This window comes from Vibrio sp. 10N.261.55.C5 (assembly GCF_041470505.1).
Taxonomy (GTDB): Bacteria; Pseudomonadota; Gammaproteobacteria; order Enterobacterales; family Vibrionaceae; genus Vibrio; species Vibrio crassostreae_C.
In genome coordinates this window covers 11,417-27,558 of sequence record NZ_JBFRMS010000010.1, presented here as the reverse complement: position 1 = coordinate 27,558, position 16,142 = coordinate 11,417, and the positions used below count along the sequence as shown (strand labels likewise).

General features: G+C 44.2%; 9 protein-coding genes. 8 read left to right on the top strand and 1 reads right to left on the bottom strand.

The annotated features are described in order from the left end of the window. Positions 1-2,990 (bottom strand): tandem-95 repeat protein (locus tag AB4263_RS02985; RefSeq protein WP_372097438.1); only part of this gene is annotated, 2,990 nt, incomplete at its 3' end. A 190-nt stretch (positions 2,991-3,180) separates the two neighbouring features. On the opposite strand from AB4263_RS02985, the gene AB4263_RS02980 reads away from it, so the two are divergent. The 8 genes from AB4263_RS02980 (at position 3,181) to AB4263_RS02945 (ending at position 16,138) form a co-directional block, all read left to right on the top strand. Next, the gene (locus AB4263_RS02980) at positions 3,181-3,531 is read left to right on the top strand and encodes a hypothetical protein (protein WP_372097436.1); all 351 of its coding nucleotides are present in this window, start codon (positions 3,181-3,183) and stop codon (positions 3,529-3,531) included. Between the two features lie 12 nt (positions 3,532-3,543). Beyond that, positions 3,544-4,893 carry an HlyD family type I secretion periplasmic adaptor subunit gene (locus tag AB4263_RS02975; RefSeq protein WP_017060459.1) on the top strand — a complete coding sequence of 450 codons (1,350 nt, stop codon included), beginning with the start codon at positions 3,544-3,546 and terminating at the stop codon, positions 4,891-4,893. Between the two features lie 3 nt (positions 4,894-4,896). Then, positions 4,897-7,128: a response regulator gene (locus tag AB4263_RS02970; protein ID WP_102332850.1), complete on the top strand. Its 2,232-nt coding sequence runs from the start codon at positions 4,897-4,899 to the stop codon at positions 7,126-7,128. Then, positions 7,103-8,527: a TolC family protein gene (locus AB4263_RS02965; RefSeq protein ID WP_372097434.1), complete on the top strand. Its 1,425-nt coding sequence runs from the start codon at positions 7,103-7,105 to the stop codon at positions 8,525-8,527. Before AB4263_RS02970 ends, AB4263_RS02965 begins: the two co-directional genes overlap by 26 nt. Next, entirely contained in the window at positions 8,517-10,103 is a 1,587-nt protein-coding gene (locus AB4263_RS02960; RefSeq protein ID WP_052879653.1) for an ABC transporter transmembrane domain-containing protein, read from the top strand. The genes AB4263_RS02965 and AB4263_RS02960 overlap by 11 nt, the downstream gene beginning before the upstream one ends. Next, entirely contained in the window at positions 10,100-12,238 is a 2,139-nt protein-coding gene (locus AB4263_RS02955) for an ATP-binding cassette domain-containing protein (RefSeq protein ID WP_371725558.1), read from the top strand. The genes AB4263_RS02960 and AB4263_RS02955 overlap by 4 nt, the downstream gene beginning before the upstream one ends. 108 nt (positions 12,239-12,346) lie before the next feature. Further along, positions 12,347-12,721, top strand: a complete 375-nt coding sequence (locus AB4263_RS02950; RefSeq protein ID WP_017060464.1) for a hypothetical protein — start codon at positions 12,347-12,349, stop codon at positions 12,719-12,721. Between the two features lie 213 nt (positions 12,722-12,934). Continuing rightward, positions 12,935-16,138, top strand: coding sequence for a response regulator (locus AB4263_RS02945; RefSeq protein ID WP_372097432.1), 3,204 nt, complete (start codon positions 12,935-12,937; stop codon positions 16,136-16,138). Positions 16,139-16,142: the final 4 nt, after the last annotated feature.

The following is a 16,142-nucleotide window of genomic DNA, read 5'->3' as shown; positions in this document are numbered from 1 at the left end:
TCGATTGAGTACGCTAAGTCACCAGACACTGGCGCATCATCAACCGCTGTAACACTCACATCGATGTTGGCAGAGACCGTATCGGTGCCATCTGACACATCGAAGCCGAAGTTTACGTCACCATTGAAGTTTTCATTTGGCGCAAAGGTGTACGTACCGTTGCCATTGTCAGTAAGGATACCGTCGCCACCATCGTAGGTCACACCTTCAACCGTTAGGTTATCACCTTCAATGTCGGTAGCGCCTGTAAGCAGATCCGCGTCTGTGAACTGTAAAGTACCGTCTTCTGCAATACTGAACTGTTGATCTTGAGGTACTGGTAGGTCGTTTACTGGGTTAACCGTTAGGTCAGCCGATGCTTGAACGGTATTGGTGCCATCAGAGATATCGAAACTGATATCGATGTCACCGTTGAAGTTCTCATCTGGCGTAATCGTGAAGCTGCCATCATCGTTAGCTACAACCGTCGCATCACCACCAACCGTTAGGCCGCTAGCAGTAAGGTCATCGCCTTCCACATCAGATGCTTGTGATAACAGTTGCTCTTGGCTTAAACGGATAGAACCGTCTTCATCGATTGAGTACGCTAGGTCGCCAGACACTGGCGCATCATCAACGGCAGTCACACTTACATCGATGTTTGCTGACACCGTATCGGTGCCGTCAGACACATCAAAACCGAAGTTTACGTCGCCATTGAAGTTTTCATTCGGCGCAAAGGTGTAAGTCCCGTTGCCGTTGTCGGTCAAGATACCGTCGCCGCCATCGTAGGTCACACCTTCAACCGTTAGGTTGTCGCCTTCAATGTCAGTAGCGCCTGTTAATAGGTCTGCATCGGTGAAGATAAGCGTTCCATCTTCTTCAACACTGAACTGTTGATCTTGAGGTACTGGCAAATCATTTACTGGGTTAACCGTTAGGTCTGCAGAAGCTTGAACCGTATTGGTGCCATCAGAGATATCGAAGCTGATATCGATGTCACCATTGAAGTTCTCATCTGGCGTGATGGTGAAACTGCCATCATCGTTTTGAGTAACGGTTGCATCACCGCCGACGGTTAAGTCGCTTGCTGTTAGATCATCGCCTTCTACGTCAGATGCTTGTGATAGTAATTGCTCTTGGCTTAAACGGATAGAACCGTCTTCATCGATTGAGTACGCTAGGTCACCAGACACTGGTGCATCATCAACGGCAGTTACACTCACATCGATGTTGGCAGAGACCGTATCGGTACCGTCAGATACATCAAAACCGAAGTTTACGTCACCATTGAAGTTCTCGTTTGGCGCAAAGGTGTAAGTACCATTACCGTTATCAGTAAGGATACCGTCACCGCCATCGTAGGTCACACCTTCAACCGTTAGGTTGTCGCCTTCAATGTCCGTTGCGCCTGTTAACAGGTCTGCATCAGTGAAGATGAGTGTGCCGTCTTCTTCAACGCTGAACTGTTGATCTTGAGGTACTGGCAGGTCATTAACTGGGTTAACGGTTAGGTCAGCCGATGCTTGAACCGTATTGGTACCATCTGAGATATCGAAGCTAATATCGATATCACCATTGAAGTTCTCATCTGGCGTGATGGTGAAACTGCCATCATCGTTAGCTACAACCGTCGCATCACCACCAACCGTTAGGCCGCTAGCAGTAAGGTCATCGCCTTCAACATCAGATGCTTGTGATAACAGTTGCTCTTGGCTTAGACGAATCGAACCATCTTCGTCGATTGAATACGCTAGGTCACCAGACACAGGCGCATCATCAACCGCAGTCACACTTACATCGATGTTGGCAGAGACCGTATCGGTGCCGTCTGATACATCAAAACCGAAGTTTACGTCGCCATTGAAGTTTTCATTCGGTGCGAAGGTGTATGTGCCATTACCGTTGTCGGTAAGAATACCGTCGCCACCGTCGTAGGTCACACCTTCAACCGTTAGGTTGTCACCTTCAATGTCTGTCGCACCAGAAAGGAGGTCAGCGTCGGTGAATACAAGAGTTCCGTCTTCCTCGATTTCAAACGTTTTATCTTCAGGAACAGGCGCGTCATTAATCGGGCGTACCGTTAAATCAATTGCGCTGCTAATCGTTTCTTGGCCGTCACTGATGTCGAAAGTAAGGTCAAGTTCACCATTAAAATCAGCTGAAGGAACAACGGTGAAAGTACCATCACCATTGTCTTGAACTGTTGCATCATCACCAACTTGAACGTTAGAAGCAACAAGCTCGTCCCCATCTACATCACTTGCGTATTCGAGTAATTGTTCTTGAGTGAATGTTATGGAGCCATCTTCATCCATGATGTAAGCCAGATCTTGTTCAGCTTCTGGCGCATCATTTTCACTTTCCACTTTGATTTTAAACGTTTCGCTTACCGTTTCAGAATCAAAGTCATCCTCTACTTCGCTAATGGTCTCTTCGTCAGAAGCTTGAACATCAACTGCAAACGTCTCTTCTACTGTTTGTGAATCTAGCTCATCACCAACTTGTTGGTCACCCGACTCTGAAGATGTCGCACTCGGCGCTGCTGAAGTACGCGCAGCTTGGCCTTGTTCTTCATTACCTTCAGCGTCTACACCACCTGTCGCAGCCTCTGCGATATCACCACCTACAGCTTGTGCGCCCGCTCCAGCACCGCCACCACTGCCAGCAGCGTTATCCGAGCCAGCTTCAGAAGCGGCTCCACCAACTACATTGGATTGTGCAGCGTCTGAATCTCCATCACTTTCTGGCGTCTCTTCTTGCACAGCCGCACCAGAAGCAGAGGCATCTTCAGCATTACCTGCACCACTCGGATTTTCGTCTAAAGCCTGGTTAACTTCGTCTGCCGCATCCGCATTTTCAGCACCCGTCGCTATTGTCGACGCAATCGTGTTTTGTTGATTTTGTTGATTCTGCTGTTGGGAGGGCGTACCCGCGTCGTTCGTGTCCGTTTGTTCTACCGCGTCATTTAGATCTTCATTTTGGTTGTTTTGGTTATTTTCGCCTGCCATTACAGCCTCCGTTGCTACTAGCTAACTGATCGTATTTATAGAGGCATTAAAGGACATCATTTTGAAAAACCAATTTTTTATACAACATTTTTCATAATTTCTTTTTAAAGAGAAAGAATCAAAAAAAATTTGAAAACTGCCTTTAAAGATCCTTAGTTATTGTGATTAAAGCAATTAAGGCAGTGGAGCGATGATAGACATGACGAATTTGTTGCGCTCGGTCGACAACAACCACAAAGGGCTGCAATTGCTATTAGGCGACTTTTACAATGACTTTTCTGACGCAGCCCTAAATATAGAAGCGCTTTATAACGGTAATCATTTTGATGAACTCAATAGTTACTCAAAACGATTGAAGACCATCTTAACGTTGCTTTGCGACCAAGACCTTCCGCCAAAAATGGCCAAATTGGAACACTTGAGTAGACACGAGTTTCCTGCGCCGGAAGATCTAATAGAGGATGTAAAAACTGAATTGCACAACGTCAATCGACAAATCAACCACTTGTTGGATATTAAGGAAGTAATAGATGGCAAGTAACCGAGGTCAGTCATGAGCAATAACCAAATAGAACATCACCTCAGAAAAGCACTCGTTTCCAATAACGAGGCTTCTAAGGTCACAGCTGATGACACTATTGTGCTTGCTAGTGCCATGACCAGCGTTCACAAAACGTTGCTCATTATATTCTTGCTCGCTTTGGTCGCTATTGCGGTGGCGTCACAAGCACGTATCGATATAGTTGTTTCTGTACGTGGCGAACTGCTATTGGAATCGGATGTTGAGAAAGTTCAGCATTTAGAAGGCGGGATATTAGAAGAATTGTTAGTCAGAAAAGGGGAAGTCGTTTATGAGGGCCAACCTATCGCTCGAATACGCTCACTTGACCGTAACACTCAACTTGATACCGTCAATACTGAAATTATTCAGATAGAGCTCGATAAGATTCGTTATGAAAGCTTACGCGACATGATAGAGCCTAACTTCGACGCTTTCATTGAGAAATACCCTGAGCAAGTTCAGGTCAACATGAATACCTGGAGACAAGAATTCTCTAAAAACCGTTCAAATGAAGAACTCATTACACACGATATTAAGCACAAGAACTCGTTGATCAGTTCAATGTTAAAGCGTCGCAAAAGTTCAGAAAATCAACTCTCTCTGATACGTAAGCAGCTCAACATCAAAAACACCCTCTATAAAGAAGAGATGGCGTCTTATGTCGACGTTCTTAACATGAAAGTACAAGAGTCGAATATGGTGCGTGAGATTGAGAACCTTGACGAATCTGTGATGAATGAGCGTTTCCAACTCGACAAACTGGAAAAGCAACACCGTGACTTGGTTGAGAATCGAAACTCTGAGTACCAAGCACAAATCATTCAAGCGAACAAAGACCTCAAGCTAAAGCGAATCTTACAACCGCAGCATTCCGACAAGGTTGATCGCCTAGTCGTCTACTCGCCAGTCGATGGTGTGGTCGATAAACTTCACTTCAATTTCCGCTCTGCTGTGATTCCGCCAGGAGAAAGTATCGCCGATATTGCCCCAATAAATAATTCGTTACACGGTGAAGCGAAGATCCCACGTAAAGACATGGGATTTGTCGAAATTGGTCAGGCAGTGAAAGTAAAAATGGATACCTATAACTTTGCAAAATACGGGTTTGTTGAGGGAACCATCGCCTCAATCAGCCGTTCATCATACGAAGAAGAAGACGCTGAATTCTATTTAGCTGAGATTGAAATTGACCGAAACTTTCTTGAACGAGGAGGCACTCAATACAAGTTATCACCTTACATGGAGTTTACCGCTGATGTGAAAACAGGCTCGCGTCGCGTGATCGAATACGCTGCGAAACCGGTGATGTCAGCCATCGAGGATGCTTTCGATGAGAGATAATCAATGAGCGGTAAACCTTCGTACAATATTTCCATACCCGCCCTACGTCTAAGCATACTATTTAGCGTGGTATTGGCTGCGCTCGCTTTCTATTTATACTTTTCTTGGTCAAAAATAGATTCAGTCGCACAAGTGCAAAGCGCCCCACTGCTCATACAAGCCCAGAAGCTTAATCAGACCATAGAACAAGATATTCAAACTCTGCAACAGTGTTTAAGTACCAATACTTGCGGCACTAACGAATTCAACCTGGTTAACTTGAAGCTTGAAATTGATGAATTTCGCTCTTTAGCCTCGTTGAACAAAACCGAGTTCAGCTTGGTTGGGGCAACTGAATACACACAACTGGAATTGGCGATTAATCGTTTCTCCGATAGCGCAAAAACACGTAACGACGTATTAGGCTTGTACCTTTCATTGACCAATAACTATCTGCAGATGGACGACAACTATCGCACCATGTTTAACAACCATGCAAATGACTTAATGTCAGAAAAAAACGAGTTCTTTATCTGGTTGTTTATGGTGGTCGTGATATTGGCTGTGATTACGATTCTATCCAACTCAGTTGCTATGTTGAAGCTAAAGAAATCCAGTTCTAACGAACGCGAAATCGACTATGAATTCGATGCCCTGTATCAAGAGCTGAAGCAGCTAGATTTACAACGTCTTGAAGAGCTTCTTAATGAAGTTAGCATCAACCCCAAGCAGCGTCAGATTTACTCTCATCTCAAACTTATTTTCAGTAAATTAGAAGACCAAAAGCGCAATAACGATCTCTACAAACAGTTGTATGCGCTGATCGGTTATGAGATTCGCGGAATTACAAACACCATCAACGGTGGCGTCCAATATCTGGTTCAAGAAACCGATGAAAACGGCGTGTTGATGGCGAACGATATTACCTCTGCGTGTAGCACACTATCTGAGTTAGCAGAAAACTATAATCGCTTGATATCACAGGGTACGGAAAGCAAGTCGAAAGAGTTCTCTTTACTGAGTGTGTTATCTGAATTAATGATTCATATCAGTGCCAAAGTACAACGTAATGAAAGCCAACTTGACTGTTTTATCTCTGACAACTTACCCAATCGTGTAGAAGGTCAATCCACCAGCTTGTTCTGGATATTGTTCCTGCAGCTTTCCAATGCCATTCAACTCAAATCAAATAAGAAACTGTTTGTAACGATTGAATCGGGTGCGGCTTCAGACATGGAAAATACCCGTGTCACCATCAACCTCAACTTCTTATCAACACTGGATGTTTCTGTTGCCAAGCTCAACAAACTCCATTGGAGCGCACACAAAGACCATACAGCCAGCACAGATGACTTAGCGAAAAGCGTTCTGAAGGATTACGGATATTACGAGAGCCACTGGTTCCAGTCAGGGGCTCAGGAACGTTTTCAGATCGAGCTTGATCTTAAGGCTAAGAACTTCCACACAGAGAAAACTCGCTTTGATGGCAAGCGTTTACTCTTGTGTGCTAATACTCAAGTTCGCATCGATGTGATGAAGAAAATGCTCAGTAACTTGGGGCTTGATATCACCGAGATTCGCACTGCAAATGAGCTTTTCTCAGCGGCGAAAACGTTCGGTGATTACGATGCGATTATGCTCACCGATACCTTTGAACCCAACAAACTGCCCTCACTAAGTAAGACTGTGAAATCTCAGCTTAAGAACCACCCAAATACCAAGTTACTGTTGTCAGTGACCAACACTCAGCAAGCACAAGAGTGTCATAGCTTCGTCGACAAAATCATCAACGCCCCTGCTATCCCTTATGAGTTCATTCCAAACCTACTCACCATTATGGAAGCGGAAGCCTCGGAAGAACAGATGGAGAATAGCTCATTCCTTATCGTAGAAGATGACCGAGTTCAGCAGATTTTACTTAAACGAATCCTTACCAAGCAAGAATATGAACCAGACATGGTTGGCGATGGCGCTGACGCAGTGAAACACTTCATGAATAAACGTTCAGACATCATTTTCATGGACTGCATCATGCCGGGTATGGGCGGCATTGAAGCCACAAAACGTATTCGCCAGTTTGAACAAGAAAACGAGAAGAACCCTTGTACCATCATAGGTGCAACCGCATTGACCAGCAGTAACGAACACCAGGCTTGTATCGAAGCCGGAATGGATTACGTGATCAGCAAACCTTATAAAAGTGACCAAATAATCAAGGTGATCAACAAGTATGTGGCGGTACAAAAACTTAACTAGCAGCATTATGGCTGCGCTTGCTTTAAGCACGACACCTTCGGCATCGGCGACTACCCTGCTTGAGGCGGTAGAACTCGGCCTGCAAAACAACCTATCCCTTCGCGCCAGTGATAAAGGTGTGGAAGAGAACGAATACAACATTGGGATCAGCCGATCTAAGTTTCTGCCTTCACTCAATGGTGCTGCCGATACCACATGGAACGAGAATGAAACCTTGCTATCGAGCGTTCCCGATAAAACCTCTAGCTATAACTCAAACAGTTACAGCCTTTCTCTTTCGCAATCCATATTCAATCTTAGTGACATTTTCAAATATGGGACAGCAAAACTCGACTTCAATATCGAAGAGATTAAACACGAGAACAAAATCCAAAGCACCATTTCGGAAATCGGTTCTCAATACTTTGAGTATTTGAAAAACAACGCCCAAATCAAAGCGACCAAGGTTGAGCTTAAATCGTCCGAAACGCGCGAACATCAAATGCGACGTAATGTAGAGCTTGGTAACACCGCAGCCAGTGAGCTTTACGAAGTGATCGCTCAGAAAGAAGGCGTGTCGAACCGATTGAGAACCTTGCAAAAAGATCGACGTGTCATTATCAACGGGCTCTCTATTCAAATTCAATACCCTATTACTCCGTCGCAAGACATATACGAAAGCGTGCCTTTAAAAGAGATAAACGAAACCGAGCAACGCTCGATCATGGATCAGGCGTTAAAGCTCAATAACGATTTATTGGTAGCAAAGAAAACCGTAGAGAGAAGCCGCAGAAGCTTAAAAGAGAGCGGTACGAATTTCTTACCGACCGTGTCGCTTTCAGCCAGCTATCGACACGATGATGCCAATAATTTCGACAGATTAGATCCAACAGCGACAGGCGAAAGTAACTCAACCAGTGTTGGCTTAAACCTCGCCGTGCCTATCTTGTCCGGTGGTTCTGATTACTATGGTTATCAGAAATCATCAACGGCCATCGAGCGTACTGAACTGCTTTACCAAGATGCGCTTTACACCACACGTAACAGCGTGAATACCTCCGTGCTCAACATTAACGATTTCTCGCAATCTATAAGCAGTTACGAAAACATCATTCGCGCCAACTACGCGTCTTATAAAGGGATCCAAAGGGCCTACCAATTAGGCACGCGTACCATCACCGACTTGCTGGCGGCGGAAAGTAAACTGTTCAGCGCGTTAAGAGACTACGAAAGCGCACGATACGACTACATCATCGAGACCATCAAGCTTGAGCAAATTAAGGGAATACTCTCAATTCAATCTATCGAAAGCGTGATGCAATTAATGAGTGATATTGAAGGTCGCGACAATCAAGATTTGGTGCCAAAACATCTTCTCTCAACGGAGTCATTGAGAAAAGGAGGTCACAATGCAAACTGAGCAGTTTTCGCAAAAGATCAACATGGCAGATAAGTGTTATCTGACTTTCTCAACGATAATATCGACCCTGTTTGGTTTGGTACTGCCCTTCTCTATTCTGATCATTTTTGACCGAGTGTTACCCAACCAAGCACAAGATACGCTGTTCTTATTGTTCGCGATTATTTTGATTTCCATCTTCCTCGACTACCACTTAAAAAGTCAGGAAGAGAAGATATCTTCCGTTATCATGAGGCAGTTTGAAACCAACCTAACCAACAAGGTATTCCAATCCATCTGTTTGGCGGAAATATCTAAATTCCGTCGTTTGGAACCAGGCGAATACCTAGAACGAATCTCAACCATTCCTGAACTTAAGACCTTCTTTGGTGGAGAATCGGTTCGAGCGCTTATCAACCTTGCTGTTAGCGTGATTACTATACTTATCATCGGTCTCATCAACATATGGGCTGGTATCACCCTTCTAATTGCCTCGGCTGTCTTAGCGATTTTCGCTTGGAGTCTTTCCAAACAGAAAATTGGTAGCTTGCAGAATAAGTCAGACATCGAAGGGTTAACTACCTCCAAAATCATTGAGATCATCTCTAGCCCGCTTGATATTAAAGCGCGAAACATGGAGTACCGCGTTGAAAGCCTGATGACACAAATGGTCGAAGAGCGTGAAGTGGAGAACATCAAATATGAGCAAATCGAGTCGAACTTTGGCTTGATTTTGGCGCTCATCCAACAGCTATCCATTGCTTGCGTTGTTGTGGTCTTGGCGACTGCCGTAATCAATATGGAATCGAGTCAAGGCATCATGGCCGCGATCATCATGCTAACCAACCGTTACTTTGCGCCATATCAACAGGTAATGAGAACCGCGAGCCGCTGGGAGTTAAACAAACTCCACATCCAACGTATCGCTGACCTCCTTGAATTGGCCGCCTCTGTTGAACACCAACATGAAACAACAGAAGTTGAACGTATTTCGGTTAAGTATTCTGAAAAGCAGCGTATCGAGTTCGAACTCGGACAAGCCTATTTGCTGACAGGGAAAAGTGGTTCAGGTAAGACCCACCTCGCTAACTGTATTACGCGTCAGAACAGTGATAGCAAACTCGATATCATGATTAACGACACGCCTTTGGATGACGTCAATTACAACGTTTGGCGTAACAGTGTTCTGATGGTTGATAAGACCAGTTCGTTCGTAGAAGGGACGATTATCGATAACCTGACCTGTTTCCGACCAAGCTTGAATAACACGGCGTTTGCACTGTGTGAAACCATGAACATCAAAGCGCAAATTGATGGGCTTCCTGCCGGGTTTTATACAGAACTCAAAGGCCATATGCGTAACCCATTCTCTCGCCAAGTTGGCTACGCCTTATTATTAGTTCGTGCCCTGCTCGCCAGTAAGCGTGTATTGATATTCGATGACATCGATTGTGTCTTTGATGAGGAATTTGCGAGAGTCGTTCTCACCAGTACGGCTTATCGCGCCAATGACAAAATATTGATCATCGCCAGCAATAAAATGGACAAACTTAATCACCGCCTCAAACGCGTAAAACTTACCGGAGGTGACCAATGAGTATCCTAGTTGACTTCAATAATGTGCCGCAACGTGTCTTGGATTTTGAATCTAGTGGATACGACGAACGTTACAGTCAATCGCCACTTATTCGTGGTTTGGCCTACACCCTGATAGCACTCGAATGGGAAGGCACACCCGCAATACTCAGCGATGCTTTTATTCCAAAACCCAAAGATGGCGACAGCTTTACAGCAACCATAGAGCGCCTTGGATATCGCTGTGATGTTACTAAACTAAAGACACTCGAGAATATCGATAAGCACCCTCAGCCATGCTTTATTGAAATAGAGAATCTAAGTGCGATTTTCTTAGGCACCAAAGATGGAAAGTTGCTGCTGTTTGATTACACGAACAACAACACCATTGAATACCCAATGTGCAAAAAGCCCTGTTTGCTGATTGCGATTAGCGAATATTCTCGTCTGTTCCGCGAGCCACCTCCGGAATCGCAAGACAGAAGCAATTGGATTAAATACGCTTTCTATCGTTATAACAATGAACTTAAAAGCCTGATCATTCTGAGCTTCGTCATCAGTATTCTCGGTGCATTGCAGCCATTCTTTATTATGAGTGTATATAACTTCGCACTGACTTCGAGCTCCGAAGCCACACTCTATTGGTTAACCTTATTCGCCATTATTGTTGGCTTCTCGGAGTATTTCTTTAAAAAGATGCGGGTAAATATCATTGCCACGTCCGGTAAAGATCTCGCCGTGCACATCTCGCAAGCCGTTATATCTAAGCTGCTGTGGCTACCTTATGCGATGACATCTACAGCTGGGGTCTCTTCTCAGTTAGCGCGTTTGAAAGATATCGATACCTTCCGACGCTTGGTGACCGCAGAATCAACGCTTAGCTATTTTGATATGCCGTTTGTGATTGTATTTATCATCGCCATTGCTCTGATGTCTGGTACAGCGGCATTGGTGGTGATGGGCGGCTTAATACTGATGTTAGTGTTCTGTATTTACTCGCGCTATATCTACTCGCAAGCCACATCCAAAAGTTCGCGTGCCAATGCGATGGTTTCGTATCAATGGAATGAAATTCTTCGTGGTATCAAGACTATCCAAGGCCTGCCTTTACTTCGTGTCGTTCAATCTCGATTCAGCGCATCGCATATGCAAAGCACCAGCGATGCAGAGAACGTTGCCGTAACGAACAGTAAGATTCAGGCCGCTGGCGGTAGTTTGATCCAAGTGATTGGCACAGCAAGTATCGTGACTGCAGTTATTGGCGTGATGGAAGGTACTTCTGATGCGGGTGCCATGCTCGCGACCGTTATTCTGGTTTGGAAAGCGTTAGGCCCAATCATGGGTATCTATAACTCAATTTCCAAGTTCCAGTCGATCAAAGCTTCGTCCGCACAGATCAACAATTTAATGTCGATGAATGACGACAAATTAACCTTAGAGAAAAGCCCGCCTATTCGCCTGTTCCAAGGCAGCATCGTGGGCAGCGGTGTCAGTCACCGATACGCGGGAGCAGCAACCGGCTTAACTAACTTGGGGTTCAAAATCCCACCCAGTGCAAAAGTGGTCATTTGTGGCCCAACGGGCTGCGGCAAAACCACCTTAATTTCAATCATTGCTGGGTTAGAAGACCGCTATCAAGGCGCAGTCTCTGTCGATGGTTACAACATTAAACAGTTCAATAGCTACCGTTATCGCACCTCGATTAACTACATCCCTTTTAATTTGCATATTTTTGAAGGCTCACTCGAGACCAACTTCATTCTACACAACGGGCTGATTCCAACAGACAAGATGCAAGAGATGGTGAGCTTCTTCGAGTTAGATGAATGGCTTCCGGAAGGCTTAGCTACTCAGTTAAGCGTGGATAAATGCAAAAGTCTCCCGAATGGAATTCAACAAAAATTGCGTCTGGCACTCGGCTTAGGTAACTGTGAGCAATCTCTGATTATTATTGATGAGCCATTCAATGGTGCAGAAAATGAAAATGCGCAGTACTTTAACCGTTTGTTCAGCGATAAGTTGCTGAATAAAACAGTCATTTTTTCGACCAACGACCCTGGTTTGATCGCAACATCAAACATGAGTTTAGTGTTAGAGCCGGATGGAAATTTGAAATATTTTGGCTTAACAGACAAATACTTAAACAGCTTAAGCTAAAACCTCAACGCTTAATCACAATTCGCTATTTAGGGAAATGGATATAATTGACAAATTCATAAGCGAGAGGGATGATTCGCCCCAATACCACAGGTAACAAGGAAGAATATGTACACATTCGTTGCAGACAAGCTTGATGTAGCTTACTTATCCGCAATTCCTGAAAACCACCAACTTCAGGAGTGCGATGTACCTGAAGAAGAGATGGAGCTTCGAGAGATCGTTGAGGTTTGGTATGAGTCTGCCTTCCTACCCGCTTTCAATCTTCAGAAAATAGACATTGAGAACAAAGCAGAGCTCACCATCGTACAAATGCACGTATTCAGCAATGATACGAGCACACTCGCCTTCCTACTAAAAAACAGAGTGTATCGCGCCGCACTTAACAGAATGCTCGGTATTTGGACATTAGAACCCTCTGCAAAAACCGTATTAGAGCAACTTCTTTTCGAATTAAGCCTCGATAACAATCGTCCTCATTAGTAAGCTTTTTAAGTGATTCATCAATAAGCATAAAATTAAACAAACTGCCAAACGCTATAAATTACTAATAAAAGAACGCATTTCAAAATAAGCTCTGGAATCACAAGAACTTATACCTCTCCCACACTTACGTAAAATTTACCGTTTCAAAGTTTCCATATCGGCATTTTTATTCTACTGTTTTTATATAACGACAGTTGGATGGATCCTTATATGGCGATTACGGTTTGGAATAACCTTTCAGTCAAACATAAACTCTTTGGCTTAGTTCTACTTCCCATTTCATTATTACTCTTCCTAGCAGGTAGACAGGCTTATATATTAACGACTCAGTTAACCGATTTTGAACGAACCAATCAGTTATCTGTCTATCTTCAAGATATTTCTATTTTGTATAGAAGTACCTTAGCCTCTAGCCCTGAAGAGTTTGCTACTCAAAGCAACCAAGTAAAGGCAGAACTTAAAAACCTGTCTCCCATCATTTTTTTAGACGCATCTGATGAAATGAATCAACTTGTTGCCGATTTCAGCGAAGCGACCTTATCGACGATGCAAGTGACTGACACTTACGATAAATTGGATGCCCTCGAATGGCAGAGCGATTTATACAAGCAACTGTTACTTGAAGTAGAGAAAGTCCCTTTTGAAAACACTAAACGTGAAATTCAACAGCACCTCACTGCCCTTCAACAACTTGAGTGGTTGATGTTTTGGTCGAACGAAGAGTTCAAGCTTGGTAGTTCACTGATTGAGATCTTCCAAATCAGCCAAGAGTACGACCCAGAACTCGCCGAACAGATCAAAACCTTGAGTGAAAGACAGCAATTGTTCTTAGAGCGCTTTGTTTCATTGAACGCCAACGAACATCAAGTTTCTTTGATGGTTGAAGTGTTTCGAAATGATGTGTTCGCTCAAAGCCAAGAGATAAGAAGCGCGCTACTCGACCTAAATACAATCAGCCAACTGACGCCACAAGAAGTGTCTGTCGGCTTAGAAGCGATGAGCGCACGGCTCAACTTATTACAAAGCCTTGGCGGCGTAATCAAGCAAGAGTTTCAACAAGAAGTTGAGCAAGCCATCTATGACGCGCAAATACAACGAACCCTGTTTATTTCAATCGTCGCTTTGCTGGCAGCGATTGTTATGGGTTTAACTCTTAGCTTGGCGAGACAAGTCACTAACAACCTTAATTTGGTGTTAGCTTTCTTAAAAAGCGAAAATGATGACACGCGCCCTTCTTTAGATAAATTAATCCAAGGTAAAGATGAACTCAGTCTGTTTGCTCAGCAAGTTGAACGATTGACCATCGAACGAGAGCTCGCGAAAGAGAGATTGACGGTAGCAAAAGAAGACGCAGAGAGAGCCAAAGAGGATGCCGAACACGCGAAAGACAACGCAATACAAGCCAGCAAAGCAAAAAGTAGCTTCTTGGCCAACATGTCTCATGAAATTCGCACCCCGCTCAATGGTGTTATTGGTATTTCGGAAATCCTCGCAGATACGCCGCTTACACCGACACAACGTGACTATGTTGATACGATCGAAACTTCATCCCAACTGCTCCTTAGCTTAATCAACGATATCTTAGACTTCTCTAAAATTGAGTCTGGCATGCTATTAATCAGCCCGCATTCTGCATCGATTAGAGAGTCGATATACGACATCGCCTCTATTGTGGCACCAAAAGCGAAAGAACAAAGAATATCGATTAACGTTGATATCAGCCCAGATACACCAGCACGCGTGATGATCGACGATCACCGTTTAAGACAGATCTTGATGAACTTTATGTCGAATGCGGTGAAGTTTACGGCTGAAGGTGGCGTCACATTATCAATTCAAACGCTCAACAAAGCAGATAACAATGCCACCATTCGATTTGCTGTACGAGACACGGGTATTGGTATCGATTCACTGCAACAAAAACAGATATTTGAACCGTTCGCTCAAGAAGACGATTCAACCACACGCCAATTTGGTGGTACTGGTCTTGGTCTAGCCATCAGTACACAGTTGGTAGAGCTGATGGGTGGTCAAATTCAACTCGACTCCATCAAAGGTGAAGGAAGCTGTTTCTACTTCGACTTGGTATTGCCTGTTGACTTGATACTGCCAAAACCAAGTACAGCAACGGCTGATATTTATGTGCTGGGTAACGAAAACATGCTCTCCGAGCGAGTCGAGTCCGACCTTAACCTTTATGGTTTGAAGGTTACCGATAAAACGAATGATATAACGGCAATTACAGAGCAGCTCTCCACTCAAAAACACACTAAACCTATTACTGTTGTTTTCGCCGAAGATGACGCATTCCTAGCTAATACCCACGCAGATAACTTAGAAAAGCTGCACCAAAACGGCATCACTATCTGTTTGATACGTTCCTTCTTAAGTGAGCCAGCGGATCTTGGTGACAGCGTTACTGCACAAGTCGCACAGCCCCTACTCGGCTTGCGTTTAATTAAAGCTATTGAGCTTTGTGATACTCGAGGTTTGGCGGAACTATCAGAAGCAAGCCAGACATCAGTCGAGATCCAACACAAAATCCTCATCGTTGAAGACAACAAGATCAACCAAAAAATTGCTGGTCTTCATGTCGGTAAAAGTGGTTTTGAATTCGAGTTCGCTAATAATGGTCAAGAAGCTGTGGACATGTTCACCGCTAATCCTCATTACGCGGCGATACTCATGGACTGCATGATGCCGGTTATGGATGGCTTTGATGCAACAAGCAACATCCGAAGAATTGAAAAAGAAACGGAAGCGACGCGACGCATCCCTATCATTGCATTGACCGCCAGTGTCATCGATGACGATATTCAGAGGTGTTTCGACGTTGGTATGGATGACTATGTACCAAAACCATTCAAGTTCGAAATGCTTAAAGAGAAAGTACTCACCGCGGTAGAAGCTATGCCACTACCAGCTTCCTATAAAGCTCAACCTAAGAAACAACCTGCAACTGTCACTCCAATTATCAACGGGGCTGCGACCAAACGTACTTTGCCTGAAGAAGCGGAACAAAACGCAATTCCGAGCAAATCAGAGAGAATCTTGCTAGTCGAAGACAACCGCGTCAATCAAAAAGTAGCTTCTATCATGCTGAAGAAGGCCGGATATGCCTTTGAAATTGCAGACAACGGACAAATTGCCGTTGATATGTACCAGAACGACAGTAGCTTCGACATTATTTTGATGGATTGCATGATGCCTGTTATGGACGGTTTCACGGCAACTAAGGAGATTCGAGAACACGAGAAAAACCAAGGCTTAAGCAAAACTCCTATTATCGCGTTAACCGCCAGTGTTATCGATGATGATATTCAAAAGTGCTTTGATTCCGGAATGGATGGGTACGTAGCGAAGCCCGTAAGAAAAGAAAAGCTATTCCATCAAATAGAAAGTGCGACTTGTTAGGAGA